This is a genomic window from Chitinolyticbacter meiyuanensis (assembly GCF_008033135.1).
GTDB classification, from domain to species: Bacteria; Pseudomonadota; Gammaproteobacteria; order Burkholderiales; family Chitinibacteraceae; genus Chitinolyticbacter; species Chitinolyticbacter meiyuanensis.
The window spans coordinates 3,212,874-3,231,249 of record NZ_CP041335.1 but is presented as its reverse complement, the minus strand read 5'-3'; the positions used below and the strand labels follow the sequence as shown (position 1 = coordinate 3,231,249).

The window sequence follows — 18,376 nt, the reverse complement described above, 5'->3', positions numbered from 1 at the left end:
GAGCCGGGGCCCAGCCCCTTTGCAATGCGAGGGCCGCTGGCCCGTCTGTGTGAAAGGAGAAAGCGATGCCTGAATATCTTGCCCCCGGCGTCTACGTCGAAGAGGTCAGCTTCCGCGCCAAGTCGCTGGAAGGCGTGCCGACGTCCACCACCGGTTTTGCCGGCTTCACCCGCTACGGCCCGGTTTATTACCCCGGCGCGCCCAAATCGAGTGATCCGCGCCTGGTCACCAGCTACACCGAGTTCGAGCGCGTCTACGGCGGGCTGGAGGATGTGGCGCCGGGCGGGGACGAGCGCACCAACTATCTGGCGCACGCGGTACGGGCGTTCTTCCAGAACGGCGGGCGGCGGCTCTACATCTCGCGCGTTTACGTGCAGAGCAACGACGGCATCGACGCGGGCGAATACACCTATGACGGTTGCGCCAGCCGCGATGTGACGGTGGTCGCCGGCGTGATCACCACTTGGCGCGCGCGCTGGCCGGGTCTGGCGGGCGAAGTACACGTGCGGACCGAGATCGTGCGCAGCAAGAATCTCGCTTTCGTCGACGACGAGGGCGATGTGCAGGTGAAGCGCGCCAAGGCGGGCGCGGTGATCGAGATCGTGCCGGCTGGCGATCCCATCCCGGTGGGCAACGCGCCGCTGGTCGATACCGCGCTGCGCGTGGTGTCGGTGGATCTCGAGGGCAAGCAGACCTTTACCGATCGTGACGGCAACGTGGTCGATATCCCGGCAGGCGCAGGGGCGCAGCTGATCGAAGCCCGGGTGATCGTCGCGGTGGACGACGAGCGTATCGACGTGGCCAATGAGCTGGGCTTCTCGCCACTGCAGAAGCGCTACATCGGCAAGATCCTGCAGAAGGACGATCCCGAGGACGAGAACAGCACGGTGTGGCTGGAATGGGACCCGGAACAGGCCGGCATCGCGGTGCCGGGCTTCGTTGCAGCGCGCCTCGCCATCGCGCTGCAGGCCAATGCCACACCGCGGCTTGATGGCGGCACCGATGGCGACACGCTGGTTGCCAGCGACCTCGCCGGTGAGCCGGCCGACCCGGACAACGTCGAGATCAAGGCCACCGGCCTTGAAGCGTTGGCGGAGGTCGACGACATCGCCATCGTTGCGTTGCCCGATGCGGTCGCGCTCGGCGGGCCGGACGACGTGGCCGCTGGTGCCGATGCGCTGATTGCCCATGCCACCAACTGCCGCTACCGCATCGCCGTGGTCGATGCGCCCGAGGGCTCGTCGCTGAACGAGGTGCGCGATTTCCGCGGTCGCTTCGACAGCAAGTATGCCGCGCTCTATCACCCGTGGATCGAAATCCTCGACCCGAACGAGCGGCCCAGCCAGGGCGCGCCGCAGCGCCGGTTATTGCTGCCACCGTCCGGCTTCGTCACCGGCATCTACGCGCGCAGCGACATCGAGCGCGGCGTGCACAAGGCGCCGGCCAACGAGGTGGTGCTGGGCCTCACCCGCTTCGAGGCCAACATCAACAAGCCACGCCAGGACGTGCTCAATCCCGAAGGCATCAACGCGCTGCGCTTCTTCGAAGGCCGCGGCAGCCGGGTATGGGGCGCACGCACCATGAGCTCGGACCCGGAATGGAAATACGTCAACGTGCGCCGGCTGTTCATCTACCTGGAGCACAGCATCGACAAGGGCAGCCAGTGGGCGGTGTTCGAGCCGAACAACGAGCGGTTGTGGGCCAACGTGCGGCGCATGGTCGAGGACTTCCTCTACATCATGTGGCGCGACGGCGCGCTGCTCGGCGCCAAGCCCGAGGAAGCCTATTTCGTGCGCTGCGACCGCACCACCATGGCGCAGAACGACCTCGATAACGGCCGGCTGATCTGCCTGGTCGGCGTCGCCCCGGTGAAGCCTGCCGAATTCGTCATCTTCCGCGTCGGCCAGTGGACGGCCGATGCCAAGCAATAAGGAGACGTAAACCATGGCTACGTTCCGCAACAACCCCTATGGCGCCTTCAATTACCTGGTCTCGCTCGGCGGTTCCGACGAGGCCAGTGTGGTCGGCGGCTTCTCCGACGTCAGCGGCCTCGGGTCCGAGATCAACTACTCGGAATACCGCAATGGCAACGAGCCGGTGAACACGGTGCGCAAGATCGCCAACACCTTCAAGAACGACGATGTGACGCTCAAGCGCGGCCTCTTGGGATCGCTTGATCTGTTCGAGTGGTACAAGCGGGTGCGAGAGGGCCAGTACGAGCCGCGCACGGTGACGATCACGCTGCTCGATGAAGCCCGCCAGCCGGTGGCCACCTTCTCGCTGCGCAATGCGCAGATCAAGAAGTGGACCGGGCCGACGCTGGCCGCCAAGGGCGGTGGCGAGGTGGCGATGGAGGAGATCCAGCTCGCCCACGAAGGCATCGAGTACGCCTGAGGCCCGCCGCCATGAAGCGTCTCGTTCCCGTCGACCGTTGCCGCCCGGCCCACGCCGGGCTGGCCGGGTAGCCGCGCCATGCCCGCGCTCGATGCCGTACTCGACCGCATTGCACGTGGCGCCCCCGGCGTCTACACGCTGCCGCCCGAGCCGGTGCGGCGGCTCACCGGCGAGCGGCTCGACGTCTGCGCCTTCGTCGGCGTGGCGCCGCGCGGGCCGTGCCGCGTGCCGCTCACCGACGAGACGGCTGCGCATGCCGCCGACTGGACGATGTGCGATCCGGACCGGCCGCGGCTGCGCAGCGTGGCGGTGCCGGTCGAGGGCTTCGACGAATACCGCGCGTTGTTCGGCGGCTTCGAAGGGCCGGGGTTGTTGCCTTATGCGGTGGCGAGCTTTTTCGAGCAGGGCGGCGCGCGTGCCTATATCGTGCGCATCGTCCACGACTACGGTGGCCCAGCCGAGGCCAGCGGTGTGGCGAGCGGCGAGCTCATCGGCCTTGCCGCGCCGCTTGCGTTCAGCGCGCGCAACGAAGGCAGCTGGGGCAATGGTCTCGTGCTGGCGCTCGCGTTCAAGGCCACGCCTTGCCAAGCCAGTGCGCTGACCGACACCACGCTGCAGCTCGCTACCGGCAGCACCCTGATGATCGGCGCACTGCTGCGGTTGCGCCTGTCCGACGGCACCCGCCACCTGCGCTGGGTGGACAGCATCGCCACCGTCGGCGACGCGCAGCAGCCACGGCGCGTGCGTGTCGCCACGTTGTCGGCTGCGCTGCCCGGCGCAGGCGGCGGCGTGTTCGCGCGGGAGCAACTGGTCGCGATCGAGCAGGTGGAGGGCGAACTGAGCCTCGGCGATGGTGCTGGCCGCCACGAGCGCTTCGTCGCGCTCGGCTTGTCGGTGGAGCACCCGCGCTGGCTCGGCACCGTGATCGCCCAGCAATCGACGCTGGCCTGGCCCGGCTGGGATTGGGCCGGCACGCGGATCGCGCCGCTCGATGCCACGCTGGCACCGGCCAGCAGCGGTGCGTTCCAGGGCGGCGAGGATCGCTGGCCCGATCTGGTGCACGCCGATTTCTTCGATGCCGGCTGGGATCCGCTGGCGGACGAGGCGCGTTTTGCCGGCATCTACACGTTGTACCACATTGCCGACGTCACCCAGCTTTGCGTACCCGACCTGTACCAGCCGCGCGCCTTGCCGCCGGTGGATACCGTGTTCGAGGAGTCACTCGCCGGCCCGGAGTTCGCCGATTGCCTGGTGTTGCCACCACCGCCCGAGCAGGGCGACCTGGCCGATGCGCTGGCCGGACTGGTGCTCGATCCGGGCCTGCCTGGCGACCTGGCGCAAATCGTGGCGCTGCAGCAACAGGTGGTGGAGTTCGCGATGACCACGCGCGAACACATCGCCCTGCTCGATGTGCCGCCGGGGCTGACCGTGCCGCAGATCGTCGCCTGGCGCAGCCATTTCGCCACTGCCTTTGCCGCCGCCTATCACCCGTGGCCCTCGGTCGCGCGCAGCGATGACGCGCGCGACGCACTGGTGCGGGTGCCGCCCTCGGCGGTGGCGGCCGGGGTGATCGCTGCCCGCGAGCTGCGGCTGGGCGTGCAGGTGGGACCGGCCAACGAGGTGGTGCTGGATGCGGTAAAGGTCGATGCCAGGGTTTCGCCGGCAGAGCACGCCACGCTGCACCAGGCGCACATCAACGTGTTCCTGCAGGCGCCGGCCGGCGTGACCTTGTCGGCAGCGCGCACGCTCTCCACCGAGCCCGAGTGGCGCCAGCTCTCGGTGCGGCGGCTGATGCTGATGCTGCGCCGCGTGCTGGAGCGACAGATGCAGTGGGCGGTGTTCGAGCCGAACGGCGCAGCGTTGCGCAGCGAGCTGAGCCACCTGGTGATCGTACTGCTGCGCCGGCTGTACCGGCTGGGCGCATTGCGCGGTGCCACCGAGGCACAGGCCTTCTTCGTGCGCTGTGACGACGTGCTCAATCCGCCGTATCGCGTCGACAACGGCGAGCTCCTGATGGAGATCGGCGTCTGCCCGGCCGAGCCGCTGGAATTCATCGTGTTGCGCCTCACCCGCGATGGTGACGGCACGCTGACGCTGGAGGACTGAGATGGCCGACGACCTGCTGTTCGTCCGCAGCTACCGCTTCCGCGTGCGGCTCTCGCCGAGCCCCGAGGCGGTGTCGGGCGCCGTGCCGACACCGGCCAGCGGCGAGCTGGAGCCCGCGCTCGATGCGCCGCCGGCTGCCGGTGGCGGCGACGAGATCCGTGCGCCCGATGGCGCCTTCCAGGAAATCAGTGGGCTGGAAATCAGCATGGACGTGGCCGAGTACAACGAGGGCGGCCGCAACGATGGCGTGATCCGTCGCGCCGGGCGTGCCCGCTACAGCCCCATCACCATGAAGCGCGGCATGTTCCACCCGGAAGGCGGTGAGCTGCAGAAGGAACTGTGGCAATGGCTGCAGGCCGTGGTATCCGGCCGGCGGCCGATCCCGCGCTTCGACGGTGTGATCGAGGTTTTGGCGGCCAACGGCAACGACGTGGTCGCCACCTGGAGCTTCGAGCGTGCGCTGCCGCTCAAGGTGCGCGGGCCGGAGCTCAATGCCAAGACCGGCGAGATTGCCATCGAGGAGCTCCAGCTGGCCCATGAAGGGCTGAGGCTGGAATAGGGGCGACCATGGAACTGAAGAAAGCCTTCCTCGTCGAGATTTCCACCGGTGAAAATGCCCGGGAGATGGGCGAGCGCATTCCGGTGCAGTTCAACCCCACCTCCATGCGCATGGCGATCGCCAACCGTAGCGAAGGCGGCCAGCAGAGCGGGCGCCAGCCGCGCCAGTATGTCGGAACCGGCTCGACCACGCTTACGCTGGAGCTGGTGTTCGACAGCGCCGACGAAGGCGACAGCGACAACCCGGTGCCGGTGTTCGAGCGCACGCGCAAGATCGAGTACTTCATCAAGCCCAAGGAAGGCGAGGAGCAGCCGCCGCGGGTGCGTTTCGAATGGGCGCAGTTGCAGCTCGACGGCCTCGTTGAAAGCTTCAACCTCGATCTCGACCATTTCGCCGCCGATGGCACGCCGCTGCGGGCCAAGGTCGGCCTCACCATCAAGGCGCAGGACCCGAACTACCAGTTCCAGCGTTCCGGCCCCGGCGCCATCGATACTGCCGGCGCTCCGGCGCCCGGCGCCGCCACGCCGGACCTGCCGGGCATCGGCGGTGCGCTGAGCGACGCGCTGGGGCGGCTGGCCAACAATCCGCTGTCCAACGCGCTGTCCGGCATGAACGGCGCCATCTCCGAGCTGAACAGCGCGGTGGCGCGTGCGCTCGATGGCGAAAGCCTGGTGCAGTTCGCCCAACGCCAGGGGCTCGATCCGACAGCCTGGCGCGCACTGGCCGCCGGTGTGACCGATCCGCTGCGCCTTGCTGCCGGCACCGAGATCGGCCTTGCCAAGGTGGCGGGGCAGGGCCTCGCCAGCCGCCCGGCCGCGGCGGCGGCGGGCGACACCGCTAGCCGGCTCGGCCTGGCCGGCAGTGGCAACGATGCGCGCGCGGTCATCGCGCAGGGCACCGCGCTGGCACAGGCCGGCGGCGTCGGCGTCGGTACCGTCACCTTGCAGACCGAAGTTGCCGGCACCGCCAGCCGCGCCGCGCGCCAAGCGTTCGCCGGTGCAGCGGTCCAGGCGCAGGCCCAGGGCAATCCGATCGCCGAGCTTGCCGCCACCAGCGGCAGCCGTAACCAGGTATTCGGCCTGCGGGCCGATCCGCGCGCCACCAGCTTCGGCGCCAACGTGCCACTGCGCGACCGGGTCGGCGGCGCAGTCGAAACCCGCGCCAACCTGTTGACCGGCCAGGCCGCACAACGCAGCGACAGCCTGCCGCCGACCTCGACCAATCCCACCCAGCCTGCCTGGCAGGCGCTGCCGCAAGCCGCGGCGACGGGGGCTGGCGTCAGCCGCCCCGGTCATCCCGGCGATTGCGGTTGTGGCTGCCACTGACCGGAGCAACACCACATGCCCGTCCTCATCGATGAAGTCGATACCCAGGTCTCGGTGCAAGGCGCCGGGGTAGAGCCCAAGACGGTGCAGCCGTGGCAACGGGCCGAGGCCTGGCGCCGCGAGGCGGAGCGGGCCGAGGAGGCGGCGGCGCGCACCGCTGCCTGGGGCAACGACGACTAGCCCGGAACCACGCCATGCCCCTCGTCCTGTTCCAGGCCAATACGCCCACCTTCACCGTCGCCGGCACCCGGCAGGCGGCGCTGTCGCTTGACTTGAAGCGACTCGAAATCGATGAGGACGGCCAGGGCATGAAGCGGCTGGTGGCACGTTTCAATGCCTGGGGGCCGAAGCAGGGCGAGGATGGCGAGGCACTGCTCTATCTCGATGGCGCGCTGTTCGATTTCGGCCTGCGGCTGGAAGTGACGCTCGGCCCGGAGGGCAGTGCCTGCACAGTGTTCGACGGCAAGATCAGTGCCATCGAGGCGAGCTATCGCGAGGGCGTGGAGCCCGAGGCGCTGATCTACGCCGAGGATGCGCTGGCCGCGTTGCGCCACACCCACTGCTGCAAGACCTGGGAGCAGGTCAGCGATGCCGACATTGCCCGGGCCATCGCCAGCGAGCACGGCCTGACCCCCGATGTCGATTGCGACGGTCCCACCTATGCGGTGGTGCAGCAGTTCAACCAGAGCGATCTTGCCTTCCTGCGCGAGCGGGCGCGGCTCATGGCGGCCGAGGTCTGGGTGGCGGATGGCAAGCTGGGCTTCAAGACGCGTGACAAGCGTGGTGGCACCGAGGTCGAACTGGTCAACGGCGCCGACATCCTGCAGCTCGACGTGCGTGCCGATCTCGCGCACCAGCGCGCTGCCGTGCATGTGGCGGGCTACGACGTGGCCGAGCGTGATGGCATCGACGAGGAGGCAGCCGATACCGCCGTGCGTGGCGAGGCGCCGCAGGGGCGCCTGGGCAGCGAGGCGCTGGCCGGGCTCGGCGACTACCCGAGCTGGCGCACCCGCGAGGTGCCGCACGATGCCGAATCGGCGCGGGCCTGGGCCAAGGCGGAGATGCTGCGCCGGGCGCGTGGTTTTGTGCGGGTGCGGGCGATCACCAACGGCACGCCGCAGTTGATGGTGGGCAGCAAGGTCTCGCTGCAGCGGGTGGCCCCACCGTTCGACGGCACCGGTTACTACGTGACCCGGGTACGCCACAGCTACGACCTGGTCGATGGCCATCGCACGCTGTTCGAGGCCGAACGCGCCACGCTGGAGGCCGCATGATCGATTTCGATCGCTTCGATGGCGGCTTTCCCGGCAAGCGGCTGTTCGGCCTCTATCCGGCCATCGTTCTCGACATCGTCGATCCGGAGAACGTCGGCCGCATCCAGGTCAGCTTTCCCTGGCTGGGTGATGCCGGCGCGGATGTGAAGGCCTGGGCGCGACTGGTGACGCTCTACGCCGACGACGACCAGGGCTGGGAAATCCTGCCCTCGGTCGATACCGAGGTCATCGTCGCCTTCGAAGCGGGCGTGCTGGAGCGGCCCTACATCGTCGGCGCGGTGTGGAACGGCAAGGAAGCGTTGCCCGAAGCACCACAGGCGGCCAACAACAAGCGGCTCTTGAAGACACGCAGTGGCAGCCTGCTAGAGTTCGACGACACCGACGGCGCGGCCAAGGTGACCGTATCGATGGAGAGCGGCCACCAGCTGGTGCTGGACGATGCGGCGCAGCAGGTGACGCTACAGCATTCGAATGGCTGCAAGATCGAAATGAACATCGCCGGGCAGGTGACGATCACCGCCAATGCCACGGTGGAGGTCAATGCCAGCGCCGTGAACGTGCACGCGCCGATGGTGACCTGCGATGGCACGGTGACGTGCCAGACGCTGATCACCCAGTCCGTCGTGTCGCCGAGCTATACCCCCGGGGCGGGCAACGTATGGTAGCCACCGTCCACCATCCCTGGCTGATCACCGCGCCCTGGTACCGCTGGGACAAGGCGGGCGTGCCCGCATCCGGCAAGCAGCACCTGAAGCCAGCCATCCAGAAGTTTGCCTCCGATGACTTCGTCAACGAGTTCATCCGCGATCCGCAGCACTCGCTGGTGTTCGACAACGACGACGTCATTTACAACATCGACTACGTGCAGGTCACCGAAGGCCGGCTGCCGGGCCGGCTGGCTGCCTTCTTCCCGACCCGCTCCGATGGCTCGCCGGCGCAGCCGGGCGATGCGGCGACCGACCTGCGCCAGACCAAGCTGGTGCCTACCAGCACGCGCAAGCTGTTCCTGCCGGCGCATGCACGGCACTACATGGTGGTGTGCGAGCTGCATTGCGACACCCACGGCCTGCCTTCGGTGCCGGCCAGCGAAATTTGCCAGGCCGGCTTCGTGGTGCGGCGGCGGCGGCTGGCGGTGCCCCAGGCGCTTTCCAGCGAAGGTACCCGATTGCTGCGCGACCTGATCGCCGCGCAGGCGGTGCTGGCCGATCTCGACGAAACCATCCCGGTGCGGCCCAACGCCGCCAAGGCGCGCGCCGCGCGCAATGCCCGGCTCAGGAGCCGCGGCGAGTTCGATGCCAAACACGACGCGGCGCTCGCGGAGGTCGACACCCGCCGTCAGGCCATCGCGGATTGGCAGCACGCCAACGGCATCGCCGATTACGTGGAGGGCTGGGTGCCCGGCGCACACAAGGGCGTGGGGCGCTGGCAGCTGGTGGAAGAAACACCGCAGCAGCTCACCGAGGCCTGGTTCCCGCTCTACCGGGTGTTCGCCGATCCCAAGATCACCGATCACTCGGCGAGCGGGCGCGCGCTGTATTTCGGCGTGGTCCCGACCTCGGCCTTCGAGACCACCAACGCCGGTGATGCGCGCTTCGACGAGCGCAGCCTCTACGAGATCCGCACCTTCTTCCGTCGCCACGATTGCTGCTGCCCGATGGCGGGGCTCAATGTGCGCGCGCCCGATTGCGATGGTGCGCTGACCTGGAGCGAAGCAACGCCGCCATATCGACTGGCACCGCAGTTCGACACCGTGGGCAGCGCCAACCGGCCTGTCACCATCCAGATGCCCAACCTGGCGGAACTGGCAGCACAGGCGCTGGCGCGGCCGATCGGCCAGCTCTCGCCGATCAAGTTCGTGCAGCCGCAGGCGCTGACGCCGCAGGTGGAAGGTGGCGCCGTCAGCGGCGGCAGCATGGGGCCGGGGCAGATCTGCCATTTCTCGATCCCGCTGATCACCATCGTCGCGCTGTTCGTGCTCAGCATCTTCCTGCCCATCGTGGTGTTCATCTTCCAGCTGTGGTTCCTGCTGGCGTTCAAGTTCTGCATCCTGCCGAGCTTCAAGTTCGAGGGCGGCATGCTGGCCGAGCTGTCGGCGATCCCGCCGGCGGTGGGCATCGATGGCCAGCTGTCCATCGATGTCGAGGCGGCGACCTTCGAATTCGGCGGCGTCACCTACGACGGCGACGACGTACGCGCCGAGCTGCTCGCCGTGGCCGGCGACAACCAGCCGCAATCGCTGCCGCATGCCATTGCCGAAGCCGCCGGCCACCCGCGCGAACTGGTACCGGGCGTGCCCAATCCGCTGCATACCGCCGAGGCGATCAAGGTGCGCGACGACATGGATGCCAAGCTGGCGATGGGGCCGCTGATCGGCCTTGCCGGCGTGCTGCACGAGCAGGCCCGGCTCGCGCCCGAACCGGACGAAGCGAGCGAGAACGGCAGCCGGCTCGATCTGACCGGCCGGCTCAAGTTCGAACCGCGCCGCATCTCGCAATGGAAGTTCGAGCGGCATCTGCCGACCACCGGGGAATACGCATGAGCACGAGCCGCATGGTGCTGGGCGCCGGCCTGGCCTTACCCCTGTCCCCGGACGAAACCGGCCGGCTGCCGCAGGCCGAGGGGCCGGAAAAGGTGCGCCAGTCCATCGCCATCCTGCTCGATACCGAACCGGGCGAGCGGCTGATGCTGCCCGACTACGGCTGCGGCCTGCGGCGCTTCCTGATGCAGCCCAACAGCGCCGTCACCCGCGCGCAGATCCAGCGTGAGGTGGAGCGCAGTCTCAAGCGCTGGGAGCCGCGCATTGCCGTCACCGAGGTGACGGTCACGCCCGGCCGCGATCCATCGCTGGTGCTGGTACAGGTGAACTACAGCCACCTGCGTGACGGCCGCCGCGACAACCTCGTCTACCCGTTCTACCTGGCTTAGGGGAAGCACCATGCCATTGCCCAGCCCCATCCTCGATGATCGCAACTACGCCCAGCTTGCCAGCGAGCTCAAGGCGCGCATTCCCGTCTACAACCCGGCCTGGACCGACCACAACGAGAGCGATCCGGGCATTACATTGCTGGAATTGTTCGCCTTCCAGGCCGAGAGCCTGCTGTACCGCTTCAACCAGATTCCCGAGGCCACCTACCTCGAATTCCTGCGGCTGCTGCAGATCCCGCTGCGCCCGGCCCAGGCCGCGCGCGCCTTGCTGGCGCTGACCACCGACAAGCCTGCCGGGGTGCCGGTGCCGCAAAAGACGCTGGCGCGTGCCGGCAAGCTCGAATTCCAGACCCTGACCGAGCTCACGGCCTGGCCGCTGTCGGTGCAGGCCGTTGCCCGCATCGCCACCAGCGCCCCGGACCCGGCCGCCGATCCGGAAGCCCACGCTTACGCCGAGCGCACGCTTGATGCCTTGCCAGCAGCCCTGGCCGAGCGGCCACGCAGCTACTTCGAAACGCGGCTCCTGGTGGAAGGCGAGGCGCTCGATTTTGGCGAGACGGTGGATGGCATGATCTGGTTGGCCGTGCTGAGCGAGGACGGGTTCGACCCGGCCAGGCTGCCCGGCGCCATCGTCAATCTCGGCTTCGAGGCGGATCTGCCGGCGGGCGGCATGGCCGAGATCGACCCGTGCCCCGGCCTCGGTTTCGTCGCCAGCCCGCCGCAGCTGCAATGGCAATCGCTGAGCGGCCGCCCGCTGGCGGACGATGAGCCGCAATACGTATCGCTCTCCGTGGTGGGTGACAGCACGCGCGGGCTCACGCAATCCGGCGTGCTGCGCCTGCAGTTGCCACGCGCCGCTGGCGATTTCGCCATCCCCGATTTCGATCCGGACCTGGCTGGGGCCGGCCACTACCCGCCGGCGCTGCCTGACGAGCTGGCCGACAGGCTGGTGGGCTGGCTGCGGGTATTCCGCCGCGACGGCAGCGCCTTCGGCCGGTTCACGCTGGCGCGTGCCAACACCACCGAGGTCGAGCACGCGCGCACCGCGGCGCCGCAGTTCCTCGGCAACGGCAATGGTCAGCCGGTACAGGTGTTCCGCCTGGCGCACGCACCGGTGCTGCCGGACAACGAGATCGACGCCATCGTGGTCGAGGTGGAGGAGGGTGGTCAGTGGCTGCGCTACAGCCGCGTCGACGATTTCTTCGCCAGCACGCGCGAATCGCGCCATTTCATGCTCGACGCCGAATCGGGGCTGGTGCGTTTCGGCGATGGCCTACGAGGCCGCATGCCGCAATGGGGCGAGCGCATCCGCTGCTGGGGCTATCGCTGGGGCGGTGGCGTGGCCGGCAACGTGGCCAAGGGCGCGATCAACAAGGCGGACTTGGCCGGCGTGAAGGCGGAGAACCCGCTGCCCGCGCGCGGTGGTGCCGATGCCGAGGCGCTGGAAGCGGCGCTGACCCGCATCCCCGGCGAATTGCGCCGGCGTGGCCGCGCGGTGACGGCGGACGATTTCAAGGAGATCGCCGCCGCCACGCCCGGTGCGCTGATCGCCCGCACCGAATGCCTGCCGCGCTTCGCACCGAAGACGCCGCAGATTGAGGCGGCTGGCGTGGTCAGCGTGATGGTCTGGCCGCAGGCCGATGCAGCGCATCCCAATGCGCCGATGCCCGATGCCACCTTGCTGCGCGCCGTGTGCCAGTGGCTGGACGCGCACCGGCTGGTGACCACCGAGCTCTACGTGATCCCACCGACCTACCGCCAGGTGGCGGTGTCGGTGGCACTGAAGGTCAAGCCGGGTTACGGCATCGAGGCAGTACGCCGCTGGGTGGAGCTGGTATTGCGCCAGTACCTCGCGCCGCTGCCGCCCTATGGCCCGGAAGGCCAGGGCTGGCCGCTGGGCCGGCGCGTGCACGGGCCGGAACTGGAGGCCGCAGCCCTGCAGGTCGAGGGCGTGGAGTACCTGGAAGCATTGGAGGTGGCTGGTTGGGATGGCGATGGCTGGGTACCCGGCACCGTGGTGCTGCAGCGCTACGAGGTGGTCGAGCTGACCGCGATCACCGTGGTCGACGGTCTGCCCTTGCCCCCGCCGGGCGAGGGCGTGGTGCCGGTGCCGCCCGAGGGCCTGCCCTTGCCGCTGCCGGTCATCCGCGAGGAATGCTGACATGAACGGCAACAGCGACGCGCGCTTTGCCATCATCACCGGCCATGCCCTGTGGCTGCGCTGCGGCTTCGAGGATGCGACGCTGGTCGACGACGCGGTGCAGCTGGCCTGGGATGGCGATGCCACGCCGGGTGATCCGCAACCGGTTATGGATACGCGCGGCGCCGGGTTGGCGTTCGGTCCGGGCTGCCGGCTTTACCACAGCGTGCCGTTTGATGCGCGCATCGAATGCCTGTACTGGGGCGGCTACGATCCGGCCCACCCGCAGCGTGCACTGGAGCGCTTCGACGTGATCGGCGCCGCGCCAGCGCCAGTCGGAGGCGATTTCACGCCGGCCACGCCAGCCTTGGGCGGCTTCGTGCCGCGTGCGCTGGCCTGCGATGACGACGATCATCTCTACGTGCTCGACGATGCCAGCGGCCGGGTCTGCGTGTTCGACCTGCCGGCGCGGCGCCTGCTGCGCACGGTATCGGTGCCAGCCGGTGCCGAGGACATCGCCTGGCACAACGGCTGGCTGTACGGGCTGTCCAGCGGCGTGCTGTGGCGCATGGCCGCAAACCGTGGCGTGCGCATGCTCGACGCGGATCTCACACCGATCGCCGCCCCGGCACGGCTCGATGTACTGGCCGATGGTCGGCTGGTGGTGCTGTCTGCCGCGCATGGTGTCGACGCGGCGCTGTGGTGCTACACCCGCCGGGCCGGTGGTCACTGGCAGGAGGAAGCACTGGCACTGGCCGACGAAGTGATCGATTTCGCCTCGGACCTTGCGATCCAGCAGGAGGACGATGGCGACGAGCAGATCGTCGTTGCGCGCCGGCCGGGCGAGGACTTCGTGCGCATCGATGTCGCCAGCCGCCTGCCCGGCGTGCCGCTGACTGCGCGTGGCTACGACGGCATGGGCATCATCGCCACGCCGGACGGCCGCATCGCCTACTGGACCGAGCGCGGGTTGCGCCACGCGGTGGTGGCGCGGCGGCGCTACCGGCCGCAGGGCCGGGTGATTGCGTTCCGGCTCGATGCCGGCGATTACCAGAGCGTGTGGGGCCGGGTGCTGCTCGATGCCTGCGTGCCGCACGGCACGGCACTGACGCTGCATGTGCTGGCGAGCGACGATGAGGACGAAGTGCCGCGCGTGCCGCGTACCCCGCCGGTGGGCGGCGTACTCGCCGCACTGCCCGAGCCGGATGCGACGCCGTTGCCGCCACAGCATTGGCTGCCGCCGGCCGACCTGCGCGGCGCGCCGGTGTTCCGCCGCAGTGATGGCAGTGAGCAGCCGTGGCCGGCGCCTGATGAATTCGCCACGGTCGAAGGCAGTGCAGGCGCCAGCGCCGGCCGCTACCTGTGGCTAGTGCTGGAGCTGCTCGGCAGCTCGCAGGCCACGCCGCGCGTGCGCACGCTGCGGGCCGAACATCCCGGTCACGACTGGCTGCGCCGCTTGCCCCAGCTCTACCGGCGCGAGGAGGCGACGCGTGATTTCCTCACCCGATACCTCACGCCGCTGGCCGCGCTGCACGACGAACTGGCGCTGCAGTCGGCCATGCGCCATGCACTGCTCAAGCCCGCCGCCGCGCCGACGCCGATGCTGCCGTGGCTGGCGATGTGGCTGGGGCTGACGCTGGACGAGCGCATGAGCGAGACCGCGCGGCGCACCCTGCTGCTGGAAGCCATCCCGTTCTTCTATCGCCGCGGCACGCCGGCCAGCCTCGTGCGCCTGCTGGAGATCGTCACCGGCGTGCCGGTGCAGATCATCGAGCGCTGGCGCTTCCGGGGCCTGGGCCAGGTGGGGGCCAGCGACGACGGCGTGCGCGAGCGCGCGGTGGTCGGCTTCGGCTGGCGCGTTGGCGGCCAGGCCGGCGCCGAGGCCGGGCTGGAGGATGCCGATGCGGCGACCCAGGCCTATGCCGCCTATGCCTACCGTTTTGCCGTGGTGGTGCAGGGCGCCCTCACCGGTGAGATGGAAGCGCTGGTGCGACACCTGCTGGAGGTGCACCGCCCCGCGCACACGGTGTACGAGCTGTGTACGGTGGGCGCCGGCATGCGCATCGGCCTGGGCCTGCATCTGGGCATGACCAGCCTGATTGGCCGCAGCGCCGGCTTCAAGCCGTTTGCCATCGGCGGTGCGGTCGGCCGCGGCAGCACCGTGGGGCGCCCGGGCGGTGGCATCAAGCCCGGCCTTGCGCCGCTGGGTCAGGGGAGGCTGCAATGAACGTGGCCATTGCCCGCTGGCGCAGTCGCTGGTCGGTCCCTGCCGAGATGCTGGCCCGTGTGCCGCAGATCGAGGCCGAGCTGCTCGATCGCGAGCTGGAGCTGGGCCTGGCCGAATGCACCGCACGCCATGTGGGCATCGACGAGGTGGTGCTGGTGCGCCGGCTGAGCCTGCCGGTGGCGCTGTCGGCGCTGCAGAGCGATGCCGGCGTGGCGCGGCAATGGGGCGAGGCGCTGGCGCACGAGCTGGAGCGCCAGCTGATCGCCGGGCAGGCGGGCGAGGTGTTGCGCTATCCGCACCGGCTGGCCGCGCTGCTGGCCTGCTCCGCCGACGTGTTGCGTGGCGAACGCGAGCGCGACTGGGCGTGGCAGCGGCTTGGCTGGTTGCGGCGCGACGGTGCTCGCTCGCTCGGCGCGCTGGTGCAGGCACTGCGCGATGAACCCGATCTGGTGTTGCCGTGGCTGGCCGCGCTGCTGCAATCGCCATTGCGCCCGGTGCTGGCGCAGCAGCTCGATGCAACGGCGCTGGCACTATTGCTGACGCTGGTGGCCCGGGTACAGCAGCTGTCGAGCACCGTGCTGTTCGATGGCGTGCTCGCGGTCATTGCCAGCCCGACACCAGCACCACAGGCCACGCCGACGCTGCCTGCCGGCTGGCAAGCATGTTGGGCCGCGCTGAGCGCGGATGGCGCGCCTGCACGCGCGGAGCGGGTGCTGTGGGCCGCGCTGATCTGGCTGGTGGCCGAGCCTGGCCTGGCCCTGCGCGGTATCCCGGTCCTGCTGGCCCGGGTGGCTGCGCTGTCCGATGCCGGTATGCAGGCTGGTCAAGCCCAACTCGTGGCAGCGGCGGCCGATACTGCTGCGAAGCGGCCGTCCGAACGCGTGCGGGCGCATCAGACCGCCTCGCCCGATCGCGAAACAGTCGAGGCGGCACTGCCGCTGGCATTGGCCCCGGTCCCGGCGAGCGGCCTATCGAGCGCTTCATTTTCTGAATCCAATCGGGCAGACACGCGCATCAGCGCGCCTACCGAGTGGGGCGGCCTGCTGTTCCTGGTGCCACTGGTGGCCGAGAGCGGCGCGCTCGCCTGGTTGCTGGGCGAGGACAGCCTGGCTGGCCTGCCGCTGGCGCAGGTGATGCACCGGCTGGCGCGGCAGTTGCTGCCGGGATTGCGCGAGCACGACCCGGCGGCGCTGGCCTTCGCCGGCTGGCAGCCCGATTTCCGCCCGCTGGCGCAGCCATGGCCGGACGATGCCGACCTGGCCGTTGCCCACGCGGCCGACCTGATGCGTGCCAGCCTGATCGAGCGCGTGCCGCAATGGGCCGGGCCCGGCATGCTGAACCGGGTGTGCGCCCGGCGCGCCACGGTGGTGGCCGATCCGGGCTGGTTCGAGCTGCGTTTTCCCTTGTCCGAGGTATCGCTGGAGCTGCGCCGCGCCGCACTCGACCTCGATCCCGGCTTCGTGCCGTGGCTGGGCGTGGTGATGAGGTTCGTCTATGAATGACCGCATCCAGCCCCTGCCGCATGCCGAGGCACTCGGCCAGCCGCTGTGGTTCGCGGCTGCCGAGGTCGGATCACGGCTGGCCGAGCTGCTGCGCGCCGGCGGCGGCGATGGCGTGACCTTCCTCGACACCCAGTGGCGCAATGCACAGCAGCGCGCGCCCGCCCCGGCGCCGCAGCGGCTGGCACAGCTGCTGTCCCACCTCGGGTTGACCGACGACGAGCGCCTGCTGCTGTTGCTCTCCGGCATGGGCGACGAGCACGAAGGCTACGGCGCGGTCTTCGCTGGCCTGCATCCGAAGGGCGAGCCCTGGGCGACGGTCAGCCTGTTCGCGCGGCTGGCAGGCCACGGTGGCTCACGCCTGCCGGCCTGGCAACTGGTGGCGCACAGCGCGCTGTTCCGATTTGGCTTCGTCACGCTGCAGGGCGAGGGGCCGCTGCCCGAGCGCGGGCTGGCCATGGCCACCGGGCTGTGGCCGGTGCTCGCCGGCATCGATTACTGGCCGCCGGGCATCGTGCCGCTGCCCGGCGAGGAATGGGTGGTCGACGACGGCTGGTTTGCCGAGGTGGCGCCGCTGCTGGCGAGCGAGGCCGAGCCGCTGCTGTGGCTGCAGGGCCCGGCAGCGGCGCTGCGGCTGCGTCAGCTCGCCGGCTGGCTCACGCTGCGGGGCCAGCCCGCCCATTGCTTCGACGTGGGGGCGCTGACCGCGCCGCAGTTCGCGCTGTTGCTGGCGCATTGCCTGGCGCGCGGCGTCATGCCGCTGCTGTGGTCGGAGCAGGGGCCGGGTGCAGAGCTCGAAGGCCTGCTCACCGATTATCCCGGCACGCTGGTGGTTGGCGGCGCCGGCAATGCGGTATTGGCGCGGCTGCGGCGGCCGCTGGCCAGCGTGACCGCACCGGCACTGGCACGCGCTGCGCATCCCCAGCTGTGGCGCGATGGCGTGCCGCAACTGGCGCCACATGCGGCCGAGCTCGCCGCCCGTTTCCCGCTGGCGCCGGATGTGCTGGCGCGGGTGCAGGACGATGTCAGCCTGCTCGCCGGCAGCACGGCCGTTGGGCTCGATGCCGGCGTGGCCACGCTGAAGGCACGCCTGCCTGGGCTGGGTCAGCAAAGCCTGCGCCGCATCAGCCCGCGCGCCGGCTGGGACGATCTCATCCTGGCCGACCCGCCACGGCGGCAGCTTGGCGACGTGATCGCCCGCCTGAAGCTGCAATGGAAGGTGCTCGACGACTGGGGCTTCGATCGCGGCGAGGCGGGGCGGCGTGGCCTGCGCATGTTGTTCTGCGGTCTGCCCGGCACCGGCAAGACGCTGGCGGCCGAGGTGGTGGCGCATGAGCTTGCCAGCGATCTGGTGGTGGTGGACCTCGCGCGCGTGCTCTCCAAGTGGGTGGGCGAAACCGAGAAGAACCTCGGCGCGGTGTTCGACGAGGCCGAATCCTGCCGCGCGGTGTTGTTCTTCGACGAGGCCGATGCGCTGTTCACCCGCCGCACCGAGGTCGGCGATGCCAACGATCGCTACGCCAATATCGAAACCGCCTACCTGCTGACGCGGCTGGAGCGCTTCGACGGCGTGGCGGTGCTCGCCACCAACCTCAAGCAGCAGCTCGATCGCGCCTTCCTGCGCCGCTTTGAAGCCGTGATCGATTTCCCCGAGCCCGGCGAAGCCGAGCGCGCCGCGATCTGGCGCCGCCATCTGCCGGCCACGGCGCCACTGGCCGGTGATGTCGATTTCGAGCTGCTGGCGGCCGTCTACCCGATGTCGGGCGCCATGATCCGCAATGCCTTGCTGGCCGCGGCCTACTTCGCCGCCGCAGCCGGTGCACCGATAGGGCGCGATGCCTTGCAGCGCGCCATCGTCCAGGAGTTCGAGAAATCCGGCCGGCCGTGCCCGCAGTAGCACGCCCCCGGCCCCGACAGGAGAAGCAAG

14 protein-coding genes are annotated in these 18,376 nt (G+C 69.6%); all 14 read left to right on the top strand.

Annotated features, from left to right (window positions below; all coding sequences use genetic code 11):
- The first annotated feature begins 65 nt into the window (after nt 1–65).
- A complete protein-coding gene (locus tag FLM21_RS15325; protein WP_148716400.1) occupies nt 66–1,931 on the top strand; it encodes a phage tail sheath family protein in 1,866 nt (621 codons plus the stop codon).
- A 13-nt stretch (nt 1,932–1,944) separates the two neighbouring features.
- Nucleotides 1,945–2,394, top strand: a complete 450-nt coding sequence (locus FLM21_RS15320) for a phage tail protein (protein WP_148716399.1) — start codon at nt 1,945–1,947, stop codon at nt 2,392–2,394.
- A 78-nt stretch (nt 2,395–2,472) separates the two neighbouring features.
- Complete coding sequence (locus FLM21_RS15315) at nt 2,473–4,500, top strand: phage tail sheath subtilisin-like domain-containing protein (protein ID WP_148716398.1); 2,028 nt, start codon at nt 2,473–2,475, stop codon at nt 4,498–4,500.
- A gap of 1 nt (nt 4,501) precedes the next feature.
- Complete coding sequence (locus FLM21_RS15310) at nt 4,502–5,059, top strand: phage tail protein (RefSeq protein WP_187359928.1); 558 nt, start codon at nt 4,502–4,504, stop codon at nt 5,057–5,059.
- 8 nt (nt 5,060–5,067) lie between these two features.
- Nucleotides 5,068–6,384, top strand: coding sequence for a CIS tube protein (locus FLM21_RS15305; RefSeq protein WP_148716397.1), 1,317 nt, complete (start codon nt 5,068–5,070; stop codon nt 6,382–6,384).
- 15 nt (nt 6,385–6,399) lie between these two features.
- On the top strand, nt 6,400–6,564 hold the full coding sequence (locus FLM21_RS20880) for a hypothetical protein (protein ID WP_187359927.1): 165 nt from the start codon (nt 6,400–6,402) through the stop codon (nt 6,562–6,564).
- A gap of 14 nt (nt 6,565–6,578) precedes the next feature.
- The gene (locus FLM21_RS15300; protein ID WP_148716396.1) at nt 6,579–7,658 is read left to right on the top strand and encodes a phage late control D family protein; all 1,080 of its coding nucleotides are present in this window, start codon (nt 6,579–6,581) and stop codon (nt 7,656–7,658) included.
- Entirely contained in the window at nt 7,655–8,323 is a 669-nt protein-coding gene (locus tag FLM21_RS15295; protein WP_148716395.1) for a phage baseplate assembly protein V, read from the top strand. Before FLM21_RS15300 ends, FLM21_RS15295 begins: the two co-directional genes overlap by 4 nt.
- On the top strand, nt 8,317–10,197 hold the full coding sequence (locus FLM21_RS15290; protein WP_148716394.1) for a hypothetical protein: 1,881 nt from the start codon (nt 8,317–8,319) through the stop codon (nt 10,195–10,197). The genes FLM21_RS15295 and FLM21_RS15290 overlap by 7 nt, the downstream gene beginning before the upstream one ends.
- The gene (locus FLM21_RS15285) at nt 10,194–10,583 is read left to right on the top strand and encodes a GPW/gp25 family protein (RefSeq protein ID WP_148716393.1); all 390 of its coding nucleotides are present in this window, start codon (nt 10,194–10,196) and stop codon (nt 10,581–10,583) included. Before FLM21_RS15290 ends, FLM21_RS15285 begins: the two co-directional genes overlap by 4 nt.
- A 10-nt stretch (nt 10,584–10,593) precedes the next feature.
- A complete protein-coding gene (locus FLM21_RS15280; RefSeq protein ID WP_148716392.1) occupies nt 10,594–12,744 on the top strand; it encodes a putative baseplate assembly protein in 2,151 nt (716 codons plus the stop codon).
- Nucleotide 12,745: 1 nt separating this feature from the next.
- Nucleotides 12,746–14,950, top strand: coding sequence for a phage tail protein (locus FLM21_RS15275; protein WP_148716391.1), 2,205 nt, complete (start codon nt 12,746–12,748; stop codon nt 14,948–14,950).
- On the top strand, nt 14,947–16,452 hold the full coding sequence (locus FLM21_RS15270; protein ID WP_148716390.1) for a hypothetical protein: 1,506 nt from the start codon (nt 14,947–14,949) through the stop codon (nt 16,450–16,452). Before FLM21_RS15275 ends, FLM21_RS15270 begins: the two co-directional genes overlap by 4 nt.
- On the top strand, nt 16,445–18,346 hold the full coding sequence (locus FLM21_RS15265) for an ATP-binding protein (protein ID WP_148716389.1): 1,902 nt from the start codon (nt 16,445–16,447) through the stop codon (nt 18,344–18,346). Before FLM21_RS15270 ends, FLM21_RS15265 begins: the two co-directional genes overlap by 8 nt.
- The last annotated feature ends 30 nt before the right edge of the window (nt 18,347–18,376 follow it).

Coding starts and splice junctions, on each gene's coding strand:
- FLM21_RS15325 (WP_148716400.1), top strand. CDS start 66: ATGCCTGAATATCTTGCCCCCGGCGTCTACGTCGAAGAGGTCAGCTTC.
- FLM21_RS15320 (WP_148716399.1), top strand. CDS start 1,945: ATGGCTACGTTCCGCAACAACCCCTATGGCGCCTTCAATTACCTGGTC.
- FLM21_RS15315 (WP_148716398.1), top strand. CDS start 2,473: ATGCCCGCGCTCGATGCCGTACTCGACCGCATTGCACGTGGCGCCCCC.
- FLM21_RS15310 (WP_187359928.1), top strand. CDS start 4,502: ATGGCCGACGACCTGCTGTTCGTCCGCAGCTACCGCTTCCGCGTGCGG.
- FLM21_RS15305 (WP_148716397.1), top strand. CDS start 5,068: ATGGAACTGAAGAAAGCCTTCCTCGTCGAGATTTCCACCGGTGAAAAT.
- FLM21_RS20880 (WP_187359927.1), top strand. CDS start 6,400: ATGCCCGTCCTCATCGATGAAGTCGATACCCAGGTCTCGGTGCAAGGC.
- FLM21_RS15300 (WP_148716396.1), top strand. CDS start 6,579: ATGCCCCTCGTCCTGTTCCAGGCCAATACGCCCACCTTCACCGTCGCC.
- FLM21_RS15295 (WP_148716395.1), top strand. CDS start 7,655: ATGATCGATTTCGATCGCTTCGATGGCGGCTTTCCCGGCAAGCGGCTG.
- FLM21_RS15290 (WP_148716394.1), top strand. CDS start 8,317: ATGGTAGCCACCGTCCACCATCCCTGGCTGATCACCGCGCCCTGGTAC.
- FLM21_RS15285 (WP_148716393.1), top strand. CDS start 10,194: ATGAGCACGAGCCGCATGGTGCTGGGCGCCGGCCTGGCCTTACCCCTG.
- FLM21_RS15280 (WP_148716392.1), top strand. CDS start 10,594: ATGCCATTGCCCAGCCCCATCCTCGATGATCGCAACTACGCCCAGCTT.
- FLM21_RS15275 (WP_148716391.1), top strand. CDS start 12,746: ATGAACGGCAACAGCGACGCGCGCTTTGCCATCATCACCGGCCATGCC.
- FLM21_RS15270 (WP_148716390.1), top strand. CDS start 14,947: ATGAACGTGGCCATTGCCCGCTGGCGCAGTCGCTGGTCGGTCCCTGCC.
- FLM21_RS15265 (WP_148716389.1), top strand. CDS start 16,445: ATGAATGACCGCATCCAGCCCCTGCCGCATGCCGAGGCACTCGGCCAG.